The organism is Bacillus mycoides, assembly GCF_001757995.1.
Taxonomy (GTDB): Bacteria; Bacillota; Bacilli; order Bacillales; family Bacillaceae_G; genus Bacillus_A; species Bacillus_A mycoides_B.
This window is the reverse complement of record NZ_LXLV01000025.1, coordinates 201748-214200: the sequence shown is the minus strand read 5'-3', so window position 1 is coordinate 214200 and position 12453 is coordinate 201748. Positions and strand designations below refer to the sequence as shown.

13 protein-coding genes are annotated in these 12453 nt (G+C 34.3%); 3 read left to right on the top strand and 10 right to left on the bottom strand.

Features of this window, described 5'->3' with window-relative positions; translation table 11 throughout:
* Positions 1–425 precede the first annotated feature (425 nt).
* Together BWGOE10_RS10845 and BWGOE10_RS10840 are read left to right on the top strand one after the other, a co-directional pair.
* Positions 426–1328, top strand: coding sequence for an ABC transporter permease subunit (locus BWGOE10_RS10845; RefSeq protein WP_070142428.1), 903 nt, complete (start codon positions 426–428; stop codon positions 1326–1328).
* Positions 1325–2344, top strand: a complete 1020-nt coding sequence (locus BWGOE10_RS10840) for an ABC transporter permease (protein ID WP_070142426.1) — start codon at positions 1325–1327, stop codon at positions 2342–2344. The genes BWGOE10_RS10845 and BWGOE10_RS10840 overlap by 4 nt, the downstream gene beginning before the upstream one ends.
* A 151-nt stretch (positions 2345–2495) precedes the next feature.
* On the opposite strand, the gene adhP is transcribed toward BWGOE10_RS10840, so the two are convergent.
* The 5 genes from adhP to BWGOE10_RS10815 all read right to left on the bottom strand — a co-directional run bounded on the left by adhP (position 2496) and on the right by BWGOE10_RS10815 (position 8036).
* Positions 2496–3533: an alcohol dehydrogenase AdhP gene (gene adhP, locus BWGOE10_RS10835; protein WP_070142424.1), complete on the bottom strand. Its 1038-nt coding sequence runs from the start codon at positions 3531–3533 to the stop codon at positions 2496–2498.
* Between the two features lie 692 nt (positions 3534–4225).
* Positions 4226–5080, bottom strand: coding sequence for a MurR/RpiR family transcriptional regulator (locus tag BWGOE10_RS10830; RefSeq protein WP_070142422.1), 855 nt, complete (start codon positions 5078–5080; stop codon positions 4226–4228).
* A 141-nt stretch (positions 5081–5221) separates the two neighbouring features.
* Positions 5222–5857: a response regulator gene (locus BWGOE10_RS10825; protein WP_070142420.1), complete on the bottom strand. Its 636-nt coding sequence runs from the start codon at positions 5855–5857 to the stop codon at positions 5222–5224.
* 14 nt (positions 5858–5871) lie between these two features.
* Positions 5872–6969: a GAF domain-containing sensor histidine kinase gene (locus BWGOE10_RS10820; protein WP_236735960.1), complete on the bottom strand. Its 1098-nt coding sequence runs from the start codon at positions 6967–6969 to the stop codon at positions 5872–5874.
* 173 nt (positions 6970–7142) lie between these two features.
* Positions 7143–8036, bottom strand: a complete 894-nt coding sequence (locus tag BWGOE10_RS10815) for a mechanosensitive ion channel family protein (protein WP_070142416.1) — start codon at positions 8034–8036, stop codon at positions 7143–7145.
* 362 nt (positions 8037–8398) lie between these two features.
* On the opposite strand from BWGOE10_RS10815, the gene BWGOE10_RS10810 reads away from it, so the two are divergent.
* Positions 8399–8848, top strand: coding sequence for an NUDIX hydrolase (locus BWGOE10_RS10810; protein WP_070142414.1), 450 nt, complete (start codon positions 8399–8401; stop codon positions 8846–8848).
* Positions 8849–8882: 34 nt separating this feature from the next.
* Here the strand turns inward: BWGOE10_RS10810 and BWGOE10_RS10805 are convergent, their stop codons facing one another.
* The 5 genes from BWGOE10_RS10805 to dat all read right to left on the bottom strand — a co-directional run bounded on the left by BWGOE10_RS10805 (position 8883) and on the right by dat (position 12378).
* Positions 8883–9431 (bottom strand): cysteine hydrolase family protein, encoded by a 549-nt coding sequence (locus BWGOE10_RS10805; RefSeq protein ID WP_070142412.1) that lies wholly within the window; start codon positions 9429–9431, stop codon positions 8883–8885.
* Positions 9432–9674: 243 nt separating this feature from the next.
* A complete protein-coding gene (locus BWGOE10_RS29805; RefSeq protein ID WP_081338109.1) occupies positions 9675–9860 on the bottom strand; it encodes a hypothetical protein in 186 nt (61 codons plus the stop codon).
* Between the two features lie 147 nt (positions 9861–10007).
* On the bottom strand, positions 10008–10496 hold the full coding sequence (locus BWGOE10_RS10800) for a hypothetical protein (RefSeq protein ID WP_002157997.1): 489 nt from the start codon (positions 10494–10496) through the stop codon (positions 10008–10010).
* A 260-nt stretch (positions 10497–10756) separates the two neighbouring features.
* A complete protein-coding gene (locus BWGOE10_RS10795; RefSeq protein ID WP_070142410.1) occupies positions 10757–11404 on the bottom strand; it encodes a nitroreductase family protein in 648 nt (215 codons plus the stop codon).
* Positions 11405–11502: 98 nt separating this feature from the next.
* Positions 11503–12378, bottom strand: coding sequence for a D-amino-acid transaminase (dat, locus tag BWGOE10_RS10790; protein ID WP_070142408.1), 876 nt, complete (start codon positions 12376–12378; stop codon positions 11503–11505).
* Positions 12379–12453: the final 75 nt, after the last annotated feature.

Here is a 12453-nt window from a genome sequence, read left to right as displayed (position 1 = left end):
AGCGGGAGACATATATCGATATAACTCTTCGGCAAATAAAGACAGCTCTTGTTTTTGATGCATATTCATAAAAAGCACGTCACCCTTTCTCATTAACATAAGAGAATAGTAACGTGCTTTTAAGTTTTAAAATAGTCTAAATCCTTAAGTTGATGGATGTGGGGTCACATCACATATCCATCAACTTAAGAAAAGCAATTACCACCAATACGGAAATTTTGTGCATTTTGCTCTTTTTATTGCTTTAGGTTCACTAGTCCTTTTATCTTGATGGACATAGAGCACGGCTCCCTACTATCACTTTTTTACCTTGTAAATATATGTTCCATACTATAAAACCTAATAGTATTTATATTTTTCAGAAAAATCAAAACGAAATATGAATTTTATTGTATAATGTTGTAAAAAGATGTCGGAGGGATTTAATGTTAAATACAATATCTCAATTCACAATTAAGCTTTCATCAATTCTTTTATCACTCTTACTATTATTAAATTTACCTTATTTATTTATCACTCAACAAGGATTTACCTTTCAACCAATTTATTTTTTTAATCAGATCGTTACTATGTTAAAAGAGGTTTTCTCCCCTGAATCATTAGTAGTTATCGGATCAGACCCGAAATTTGGTAGTTTCAAAAAGACACCATTATTTCCAACTGTTTTAGAACCTTACCTATATTCATTTACTGTATTATTTATAGCCTTTTTTCTTGCGCTCTTTCTATCATCTAGTATGGCATTTTTTTATTTTTTAGCAAAAGATTATATAAAAAAATGGATAAACCGAATTGTGTTCATATTAGAAGCTGTCCCTGATATGATGATGATGATTTGTTTGCAAATATTTTTCATATGGGTACTTCAGAAATTCGGGGAATCTCCTGTCACCATTATTTCTTTTAATGAAAATCGAGCTTATTTACTCCCTATTTTATCTTTAGCAGTCTTACCTACATTACAAATGTTTCGGATGATGGTGTTATACATAAAAGAAGAACATGGAAAACATTACGTAGAGGTTGCATATGGAAAAGGCCTTTCATCAAGTTATATACTATGCATTCATTTATTCAAAAATATATCTATCCACTTCTTTCACCATTTAAAAACGATTTTTGTTTTCTTACTTTCTAACTTATTCATTTTAGAATTTGTTTTTAATATGGAAGGCATTATTCAATTTTTATTTAGGAAGGCATTTGTTTCACCTCCTGCTGCATTTATCATACTCGTCATGATTATTTTACCGTTTTATTCTATTTTTCAAATAATCACTTTTATGATGAATAGATGGCAAAAACAATTGAAAGGAGCAGCTCTATGAAATCTATTTGGAAATCAAAACGCTTTTTAATCGGCTTTACTTATCTTTTCATACTTATTTCAGCTAGTTTTATTTATAGTTGGTTCTTTAAAGATAACATCCCAAAACCTCCTCAGTTACTTTACAATGACAATAACGAATTACTTGGAAAGGCCCCCTTTCCACCATCGTTAATGCCGCCTTTTGGAACTGATCGTTTTGGAGAGTCTGTTTTCTTACAAATTGTAGAAGGAGCAAAATTCACCATTTTATTAGCCGTGGCAATTAGCTTCTTTCGAATTTTATGCGGAACATGTATAGGAATCCTCTTAAGTTTATATGCTCCAAAATTCAAGAGATTTTTCCAGGCATGCTCAGAAGTTTTTTATTATATTCCAACTTTATTTATCGCATTCATACTCATCACGCCCGTTAATATTGTAATTACATCAAATGCTGATAGATTAGACCCAAATATTTCATTTACGTTTTATCAAGTACTCGTACTTATTTTCGTCGCTCTGCCTACACTTTCTTTATATATATCCTCAGAGGTTGATGAATTTATGAAACGAGATTACATTTTAAGTTCACAATTACTGGGTGCTAGCCGTTTTCATATTATAAAAAAACACTTACGAGTCTTATTACTTGACCGCTTATTTGTGTTATTCATGGAACATATCGTCCAAACACTCATACTCGTTATCCATTTAGCGTTGCTTAATATTGTAATTGGCGGGATACAAATGCGCGAACTCTATGACGGAGTGCTCAAACCTGTTTCTCTATCTAATGATTGGGCAGGCCTTATTGGATTAAATCGTTATGAAATGAATCTTTCATGGTGGATTATTTTTTATACTCTCGTTTCATTCTTTATTACGATTCTATTTATTAAGCTTATGACAATCGGGATTCAAGATGCACTGAAAGCAAGAGATTCGCAAGTTGTAGCAATTCAATCCGTTCCAGATCAAAAGAAATTTGTTAAACATAAAGATTCTTTTTCGTTTGCAAATAAATTGAACCTTTAATCATCCCTCACCAATCGGGCATTAATCGGCATCGATATTAGTAGAATATAAAGAAGATGATCTCTGTTGAATACAGAAATCATCTTCTAAATGCCGTCTAACTTTTTTAAATGTCCTTTGCTAGACTCATGCTTTTTATGTTTAAAGTGAATTATTTGCAATTGCAATTATGCTGTTTAAAATCAATTACCATACGCCCTTGAATTCTACCTTGTTCCATTTCTTCGAATACATTTTGTACTTCATCTAAAGGACAAGTTTGAACAACCGGCACTACTTTTCCTTCTGCGCCGAACATAAATGCCTCCTCCAGATCCTTACGAGTACCAACTAGAGAACCAACTACTTCAATTCCGTCTAATACAAGTCGTGGAATGTTTAAATCCATAGTTTCTACTGGTAAACCTACTGCAACTACTTTACCGCAAGCACGTACTGCGTCAACTGCTGAATTGAAGGCTACTTTAGAAACGGCTGTTACTACAGCAGCATAAGCGCCACCAAACGCCTCTTGAACAATCTTATCAGCAGGGCCTTGAGTAATTGGATTGATAGTCATATCGGCACCAACTTCTTTTGCTAAGGCTAATTTGTCGTCATTGATATCAACTGCAATTACCTTTGCACCAAATACATTTTTAGCATATTGGATTGCTAGGTTACCCAATCCACCACAACCATAGATTACGATAGGTTGACCAGGTTTAATGTCTGATACTTTAATAGCTTTATATGTAGTTACGCCTGCACATGTGATTGATGATGCTTGAGCAGGATCTAATCCTTCTGGTACTGTCACAGCATAATCAGCTGTAACGATACATTGTTCAGCCATACCACCATCTACTGTATAACCAGCATTTTTAACTTCACGACAGAATGTTTCTCTACCAGTTACGCAATATTCACAACGTCCACAAGATTGGAACATCCATGCAATACTTACACGGTCACCTATCTTTAGTGAAGTAACATCATCAGCAATTTTAGTAACAATACCTACACCCTCATGACCAAGGATGCGGCCATCTGTGTTTCCAAAATCATGATTCGCAACGTGTAAATCAGTGTGGCAAACTCCACAATACTCTACATCTACTAGCGCTTCACCCGAGTGTAACGGACGTAATTCCTTTTCAATAACTTCAATGTTTGCTTTGCTGTCTTTATTAACTACTACTGCTTTCATATGTGATCTCCCCTTTAGTGTTTTAGAGTTTTAATGAGTTTATCTCACAACTACTGTCCTCACTATTTTGGCTAATTATTGTACCAAATTTAAGTGTTCAATCATCATTACAGGTTCATCATAACATGGAATTTCACAAACATATTTTGAAATATTGAACAATATTTGAATTATTACATAAAGGTTTTTTTATGTATTTAAAGGGAAAATCTGAAACTTTATTATATCTACATTTGAATTTATCAAGCTATTCTTTTGATTTTAAATGTGAAGTAATGTGATGAAAAAATATAAAGAGTATAGAGGTTGAAAAAATGAATGGTTGTAAAGATAGGAGATTATGACTATAAGTAAAACGTTTTAAACAATTTTTTTGTAGTTCATCTTGGGGTATTTACTTTTCTTAGCTTGATTGTGATGGGATATCACCGATAAAGTGAAACTTTAATCAGAGTGGGTTTTATCCATCCCCCTCTGATTATTAGCCCTCACCAATCGGGCTTTTACGGGCAGTTAATCTCCTACCTAACTTCCTCGCATGTTCCTAATTTTAAGGCGGGAGTCTTACTGCCCGCAAATAGCGGGATAAAACTAATTGAAACGCTAAAGATGACCCCGTTGCTTATTTCTACGAGCAAGTAGATCTTGAGGATATATCAACAAACTAAAAAGCTCTTCATTTGAAGAGCTTTTTATATTCGCTTCATTGAAATTGTTTCACGTATGCTTTGTAAATTCCGCAGTGTTTCCTCCTGTCGTTGCAACGACAAACCCACATACAAAGTATCTAATAAACTAAGCTGCGCTAATCGTGATGAACTTGCTTCTGTACGAAATTCAGTCTCACGCGTCGAAGTATATAGCGTTATATGAGCAAGTTGGCTTAATGCCGATTTTTGATAGCTCGTAATCGCAATAATGCGAGCTCCTCTTGCTTTTGCTACTTCTAATGCTTCAAGTAATCCTTTATTACTTCCCGAATGAGAAATTGCAATGACCACTGCTTCTTTTGTCAGTAAGCCAGATCCCATAATTTGAAAATGAGAATCCGTATGAGCAATACAAGAAATACCCGTTCTCATAAACTTATGATAAGCATCCATCGCAATAATACCCGAACCACCATTTCCATAAAACTCAATTCGTTTCGCTTCATTCAGCGCACTTACTGCCTGTTCCAACGCGTTATCATTTAACAAATGCAATGTATCTTGCAGTCCTGTAATATGTGAATGAAAAACTTTTTTAGCAACAGTGACCATATTATCTTCTACCGATACTTCCTCATGAATATTTTGCATCGGGGTATGTACAATCTCACGAGCTAATGTAATTTTCAGGTCTTGAAACCCTTGAAAACCTAGGTGTTTGCATAAGCGGAATATCGTTGCTTCGGAACTATTCGTAACTTCCGCTAATTCCGTAATCGATTTATGTACAACATCTTGTGGATGTTTCAAAATATGTTCGGCAATACTTCGTAATTTCGGTGATAAACCATTTACCGAAGCCTGAATCTTTCCAATCCCACTTTTTGTACCAGGCATATCGTATCTTCCCCTTCCATAGTAGCTATATTGTACCTAATAATCGAAAGAAGAAACACCTTTATTTAGCGCATCACTATACATTTTATTTGCTCTTATGTATTCTACCGTAACATGTGACACAATTATTCATACTTATTTCTAGTTTTCCCCATGCTTTACTGCGTATAATGCAGCTTGTGTACGATCATCTACTTCTAATTTAGCCAATACGTTAGAAACGTGTGTTTTCACAGTTTGTTCTGTAATATGAAGCTCTGCTGCAATCTCCTTATTGCTTCTTCCTTTCGCAATTTCACGAAGTACTTCTTGCTCCCTTTTCGTTAACATAGAAAAAGGATTCTCTTTTTCTTTCTTGACTGCTGACCGTCCTAATAGTGCAGGTGTTACTTTCGGGTGAAAATTTGCATTTCCTTGATATACCGCAACAATTGACGCAACGAGTTGATCTGGCTGCACCTCTTTTAATTGATAACCATCTGCCCCAGCTTCTAATGCTGGTAAAACATAATTTTGTTCTGAAAAACTACTGAGCATAAGAATTTTTATCGTCTCATCATATTGTTTTATACGTTTCGTCGCTTCAATACCGTCCATTATAGGCATTGATATATCCATTAAAACTACATCTGGCTTTTCTTTTTGAACAAATGTCAATGCCTCTTCACCATTTTCTGCTTCTCCAATAATTTCAAATTCCTCTCTCGTTTTCAAAAAGAATACGAGTCCCCTCCGAACGATATGATGATCTTCTACAAGTAATAATTTAATTTCCACTGATGTTCTCCCTCTCAAACCGGTAATTGAATTTCTATCTTTGTCCCCTTTTCCGGTTCTGCTTTTATTCGAAAAATTCCCCTCATTAATTCAATTCGTTCTTTCATACTTTTCAAACCAAGTGCTGACTCTCTTACTTGATCCTGTATAAATCCTATTCCGTTATCTTCTATGTAAAAGTGCAGCTTATTATCTTCAATCCTTAAATGAACACATACTTTTTCACACGAAGCATGCTTTTTACAATTATGTAATGCCTCTTGGCCTATACGCCATAAAACTTCTTCTATTTCATCTTCAATTAAAACCATTCCATCAATTCGAACTTCCACTTGAATCCCTAACAGTTTTCCGTAATTTTGAATCGCTTCTGCTAAACCTTTCTCTAACCCTTCAGGCCTTAATTGCCAAATCAAAAGTGTCATTTCCTGCAATGCTTCCTGTGATAATTCTCCAATATAACTTAACATCTCTTGCAAGTCTCTATCCTTCGTCATATTTAGAGTCCCTTTCGCTGTTAGCATAATTGAAAATAACAATTGTTTAACGGAATCATGTAGGTCACGTGCAAGTCGATTTCTTTCAGCTACAACTACATATTTCCGTTCTTTCTCAACTAATTGAATACGTTGTATTGTCGTTCCAATTTGAAATGCAATCGCTTCTAATAACGCTAACTCTTCCTCAGAAAAATGTGTTTTATGAGGTGAGGCCACATTTAATAGACCGAATTTCTCTGATCCAGCTCGCAGAGGAATTGTCGCATGATGTGTAACATCTTCGGTCTCTCCCCAGTTACATTCAATCGCATCTTCTATTCGTTTACATTCAATAATATTTGTCGCTTTTTCCAATCTTCCATTCACAAAACGTTCTACACACCAACAATCTCCTTCACACATCGGCTTCTTTTCTTGCCACGTAAGAGCTGAGGGTAAGTTTTGATCTACAAGCATACGATGCTTTCCACTTTCATCAATAAAGAATATCCACCCTGTTTGTAAATTCATAACTTGTAACAATGTATGTAACACTTTTTCTAACATTTCCGGTAAGCTTGTTGCTTCATTCAGTAACTCAGCAATTTCTTTTAATGCTTCTAAACGATGCATCTCTTTTTCATCTATGTTCATTCTCATCACCAACTATCATTATAACATTAAGAAATTTCTAAATACTACAAACGAAAAAAGAACCGAATTCCTTCAGCTCTTTTTTAGGAGATATCCCATACAGTTCATTCAAATCTAAATTCTAAACCAAAACAGAAATTAGCTAGTTTTCATTAACTGTCCGATAAAGATTCTCCCACATGGATATTCTGTAAACTTTCAGTGTTAACGAACATATTCGCTGCTGGCATTTGCACTTGATTTTTATGGAACATAGACATTAATTCAAATCTTACTTGTCTAGAAGTTTCAAAATAATCTTCCGGTTTAATCAAACCTGTAATACAAAATTCATATCCAACATATTTAAGGTTAGGATTTAAGTCTGTAACTCCAACATATTTAAATGGTTCAACAGCTTCATTATCTACTCTATAAAGACTTTGATCCAATTTTTCATTACAAATAACACATACTTCTTCTAATAATTCCTTAACTCTTGTAGGATCTTCCTGATAACTTACCGTGATGCGTTCAATAACTCGCATCCATCCTTTATTAAAATTTTGTATCGTTCTAATCTCTCCATGTGGTATGGTAAGGAGTTTTCCTGACCATTCACGAATTTGCATAAAACGAATACTAATTTCCTCAATAGTTCCTGAATTTGTTCCGTTAAAAGTTACAAAATCGCCAACACGAAACTCTTTGTCCGCTAATCTTGCAAAGCCTAATATTACATCTTTTAGCATCTGTTGTGCAGCAAAACCGATGACAACACCCGCTATCCCTGCACCCGCAATAATACTTTTTATATCTACAAATTGACTAATTAAATATATGATAAGACTGATGATGATGATATATCTAAAAATAGATCGAATTACACTTTGAATCGTCTGTTCTACCTCTTCATCAAAAAAGCTTGATTTTTTAAAAAACCAATCAATAATGCGATTTATGACAAAAGAAATAATGATAAGAACTAAAGCAAATAGTAAAAACCTTAAAAGTAAAAATTCCCTTACATAATTAAAAAACTCTTCAGTATACGTTAATAAACTCATCCATCCACTTCCTTACTAATGAAAATTTCATACAGAGCTACTTTATTTTAAATACGTATTTATCATCTCAACACTTGTTTTCGAAACATCTTTTATCCTGACATTAAATCGTACTTTCTTAACTATGTATTTGTATTCATTGTTCATCTTCAACACTATAACCCTTTAATCAATCTTTCAACTTCAGATGCCCTTTTCTATTTACTATAACCCTTTTTAATCCCCTAAAGGGATATTACAATAGAATATTTTATAAACGACTTTCTTTTAAGTCCGCAATACTCACCTCGTTACAAGGAATATTTTCACATTACACCGAATAGTTCATTTAATAATATTTTTACTCGTGGAGGTTACAAGCAATGGGATATATCGAAGAACTAAGAGAGGTTGTTGGATCAAGACCACTCAATCTAGCAGGAGTTGCTGTGGCTGTTTTAAATGACCAAGGACAAATATTACTACAACAAAGACGAAATGGCATTTGGGGTGTTCCTGGAGGTTTTGTGGAACTCGGTGAATCCACAGAAGAAGCTGGAAGACGAGAAGTACTTGAAGAAACAGGTATTGAAATTGGTACACTTCAGTTAGTAAGTGTATTTTCAGGTAAAGAGTTTTTTGTGAAATTAGCGAACGGAGATGAATTTTATCCTATAACAATCGCTTACCTTTGCAAAGACATTAAAGGTGGCTTGCTAAAAACTGATGGAGTTGAATCATTACATGTACAATTTTTTGATTTAAATGGGCTACCAGAAAACATTAGCCCGTTCATTAAAAAGTTAATTCAACAGCAAGTCGTTTCTATTTAAATGTGAAAAAGAGACCTTTTTGAAGGCCTCTTTTTCACTTCACTTCTGCAAGTAAACAAGATTTAAAATGTCCAAGTGCATATTCATGTCCTTGCGCATTAAAAGATGCAACCGCCTTTTCATAAACGACAATTTTAAATCCTTTATTATAAGCATCTACTGCCGTATGAAGAACACAGATGTCGGTACATACACCTACAAGATGAACTTCTTCTATGCCGCGTTCTCTTAACTTCATCTCTAAATCTGTTCCAGCAAATGCACTGTATCGCGTTTTGTCCATGTAATATACATTCTCAGCATTTTTATATTTCTCGCATACATCTTGTAATTCACCGAATAAATCTCTTCCATTTGTACCTGCTATATTATGAGGTGGAAACAATTTCGCTTCAGGATGATATACATCATTGTCTTCATGTTTATCGATCGCAAATACTACGTAATCACCTTTTTCAATAAATTGTTTCGTTACATTTACAAGTTCCTTCTCAATTTCTTGACCTGGTTTCCCGCAAGTTAAAGCACCTTTTTCAGCTACAAAATCATATGTATAATCAATATTTATAAGAGCTCTTTTCATAACTACAATCTCTCCTTCTTCTGTTTCACAGTAAACAATAGAAAATTTGTTATTACGACATCGTATGTACTATTCGACATTACAAATGAAATACCTACATTTCTCTCTCAATACTTACATTAATCCGAGTTTATCATAAAGTGAAACTTTAATCAGAGGGAGTTTTGTCCATTCCCCTCCGATTATCAGCCTTCACCAATCGGGCTTTTACGGGAAGGTGATCTCCCACTCGCATGTGCCGAATTATGAGGTGGGGTTCTTACTGCCCGTTAAAGCGGGATAAAACCGGTACACAATGACAAAACATACAGCTCCAATTAACAAGTCATGAATTTGATAATTGAGCGTAACTTCAACCGCCTCTTGTAAAGTAAACCAAATGACCGAAAACATTATAATAAATAAGAAAATACGAATAACTCGTTTCAAACTTTCAATCCCTTCCTCTTACGTGATAGTAAAGAATAAGTTCTTCCTATTCATTCATACTAGAAGGTGAAACAAATTATTCTCAATGACATAATTCAATCCAAACTAAAAAGTACACTACTTTTGAGTAATGTACTTTTTTCCATATTAAGACGCAGGCTTCGTTTCAAACGTCGCTTGATTAAAGCTAATGACTTTTCCTTTTGGGTCATTGTTTTCAAACTGAGCTGCGGTAATCGTATGACTACCTGTCTCAAGCGTCTTTTCTTTTAATTGTACTGTTGTCTGTGTTGTACTAGTTACTTGATGTTTATCTGCAAATATTTGATCTACAAATACAAATGTTTCTTTATCATTTTGAAAATTGGAAAGTTCTAATTCGACTTGCTGAATTAAAGTATCCTTTTTTATGAATACAGTTGGTATATTGCCATTTTCAGAAGTACCATCTGGCGTAGTTACTTTTACTTTCCCTTCTCCGATTGGCACTGCTCCTTCAGGAAATACGACCATATTCTCATCACTTGCATTTACAACTTGTTCTTCCTGGTTTGACTGTGCATCTTCTTTTTCCTTTGGAGCACCACAGCCTACTAATAACAATACAGACAATCCAGTGATTATGAATTTCTTCAAAATTCATCCCCCCTGTTATTTCATTATAATTTATTATACAAAAATAACTTCTTAATTTTAAAACTAGTTTTTAACACTTTCATGAACAAATATTAGCTTGCTCACGATTACTGTACCATACTTTCATTTTAAGAACATTAATTTTTTTAAAGAAATAAATAGTAATTCCACTCTATTCATCATTTTAGCCCAATTCACTAAAGAAATATCCATTCAAAATAAAAAGACATTGTCATTTCAATGTCTTTTCTACATAACATTTAGAAAATAAATGTTGTAATCTCATCAACTTCTTTTCGAGAAAGTTTCTTCGGCTTATCTTTCGGAAACCCGAGTGAAATTACCATATTAATTTGTTTTTCAGGTTCAATTTCTAAGTATTGTCGCAGTTCATCTTGAGCTAATAATACAGGTCCTGTCATTGGACAAGTACCCAGTCCTCTCGCATGTGCAGCTAGCATTAAGTTTTGTGCTGCCAAACAGCTACTCTTAATCCCTTCCTCTTCCCATACTGAATCAGGAACGAAGGCAATTGGATCAAATATCTTTTCACGAAACTTTGATTCATATGGTGTTGCCAAACATACGATTAATACGGGCGCCTCAGAGAAAGCTGTCGCATATGGACCGAAAGAACGCGTAAGTAATTTCCCTGCTTTCTCTTCTCCATTTTCTGCTGCTTTTGCCGCAAGTTTATGTAATGCATCCCATGTCATTTGTTCAATTTCTTTAATTTTCTCTCGGTTCATAATGACCAAGAACTCCCACGTTTGTGAGTTCGTATCACTCGGTGCATAACGAGCACAATCAATAATTTCTTTTATATCACTAGTGGATACTTCTTGTTCTGTAAACTTTCTAACACTTCGTCTACCGTGAATTACTTCTTTAAAATCTTCATAATTCATACATTAAATCCCCTTTTTACAGCGTTTTCAAAATTTGTCCTATGATTGAATTATAGCATGAAAAAAAGCTGGGGGAATACCAGCTTTTTTCCTCATTATTAATTTTTCACTTTAAACAAACTAATACTTTCTTCATATGCAGCTTGTAGTTTTTTCGTAATTGGTCCTCTTTCGCCGCTTCCAAACTTCTCATCACCAATTTGAACAACAGGGAATATTTCAAGTGGTGTCGCTGTATAGAAACATTCGTCAGCCTCGTATACTTCTTGCAATGAGAATTCACGCTCTTCTACTTCAATATGTAAAGCTTTCGCTAATGTAATTACGTAGTGGCGAGTAATGCCGTGTAGAATGAAATTATCGGCCGGATGTGTAATTAATTTATTATTTTTCACCATAAAGAAATTCGAATGACACCCTTCTGTTACAATTCCATCTCGTACTAATATCGCTTCTTGATACCCTTGCTCGTTTATTTTATTTTTAATCATGATATTAGGTAGAAGGTTTAAAGATTTTATATGACAGAACTTCCAGCGTATATCCTCTTCTACAGTAACCTTTATTCCTTGTTCCATAGTAGCAGTAGGTCTTGGAAACGAAACGATATTCGCAAAATATGTTGACTGTAAATCTTTTTCATACACATGATTTCGCGCTTGAGCTCCACGTGATATTTGAAGATACACATTCCCATCCTCTTGAAATTGATTTCTTTCAATCATTTGATGAAGTTCTTCAACTAACTCTTCCTTTGTAAACGGCGGAACAATATTTATTTCCCTCATAGATTTAAAAAAGCGTTCCAAATGTAAGTCTAATAAATGAGGCTTCCCATCGTATAGCCTAAATACCTCATATATGCCATCACCAAATTGGAGTCCTCGCTCTTCTAATGCAACCATCGGCTGTTCTTTTTTCGTATTTACAATTCTTCCGTTAAACAAAATCCAATCTTTATGAGTAGCTTTCATTCCTTCCCACTCCTTTATTCCATGATTGGTTTTATTGTACAACTTATCCACACGCAAAAGAAGGAATTTTCTGTA

Bases quoted from the DNA above. Each gene is read 5' to 3' on its own strand.
- adhP (WP_070142424.1), bottom strand. From the start codon at position 3,533: ATGAAAGCAGTAGTAGTTAATAAAGACAGCAAAGCAAACATTGAAGTT.
- BWGOE10_RS10820 (WP_236735960.1), bottom strand. From the start codon at position 6,969: ATGCATCGTTTAGAAGCATTAAAAGAAATTGCTGAGTTACTGAATGAA.
- BWGOE10_RS10845 (WP_070142428.1), top strand. From the start codon at position 426: ATGTTAAATACAATATCTCAATTCACAATTAAGCTTTCATCAATTCTT.
- BWGOE10_RS10810 (WP_070142414.1), top strand. From the start codon at position 8,399: ATGGGATATATCGAAGAACTAAGAGAGGTTGTTGGATCAAGACCACTC.
- BWGOE10_RS10815 (WP_070142416.1), bottom strand. From the start codon at position 8,036: ATGAGTTTATTAACGTATACTGAAGAGTTTTTTAATTATGTAAGGGAA.
- BWGOE10_RS10840 (WP_070142426.1), top strand. From the start codon at position 1,325: ATGAAATCTATTTGGAAATCAAAACGCTTTTTAATCGGCTTTACTTAT.
- BWGOE10_RS10830 (WP_070142422.1), bottom strand. From the start codon at position 5,080: ATGCCTGGTACAAAAAGTGGGATTGGAAAGATTCAGGCTTCGGTAAAT.
- BWGOE10_RS10805 (WP_070142412.1), bottom strand. From the start codon at position 9,431: ATGAAAAGAGCTCTTATAAATATTGATTATACATATGATTTTGTAGCT.
- dat (WP_070142408.1), bottom strand. From the start codon at position 12,378: ATGAAAGCTACTCATAAAGATTGGATTTTGTTTAACGGAAGAATTGTA.
- BWGOE10_RS10795 (WP_070142410.1), bottom strand. From the start codon at position 11,404: ATGAATTATGAAGATTTTAAAGAAGTAATTCACGGTAGACGAAGTGTT.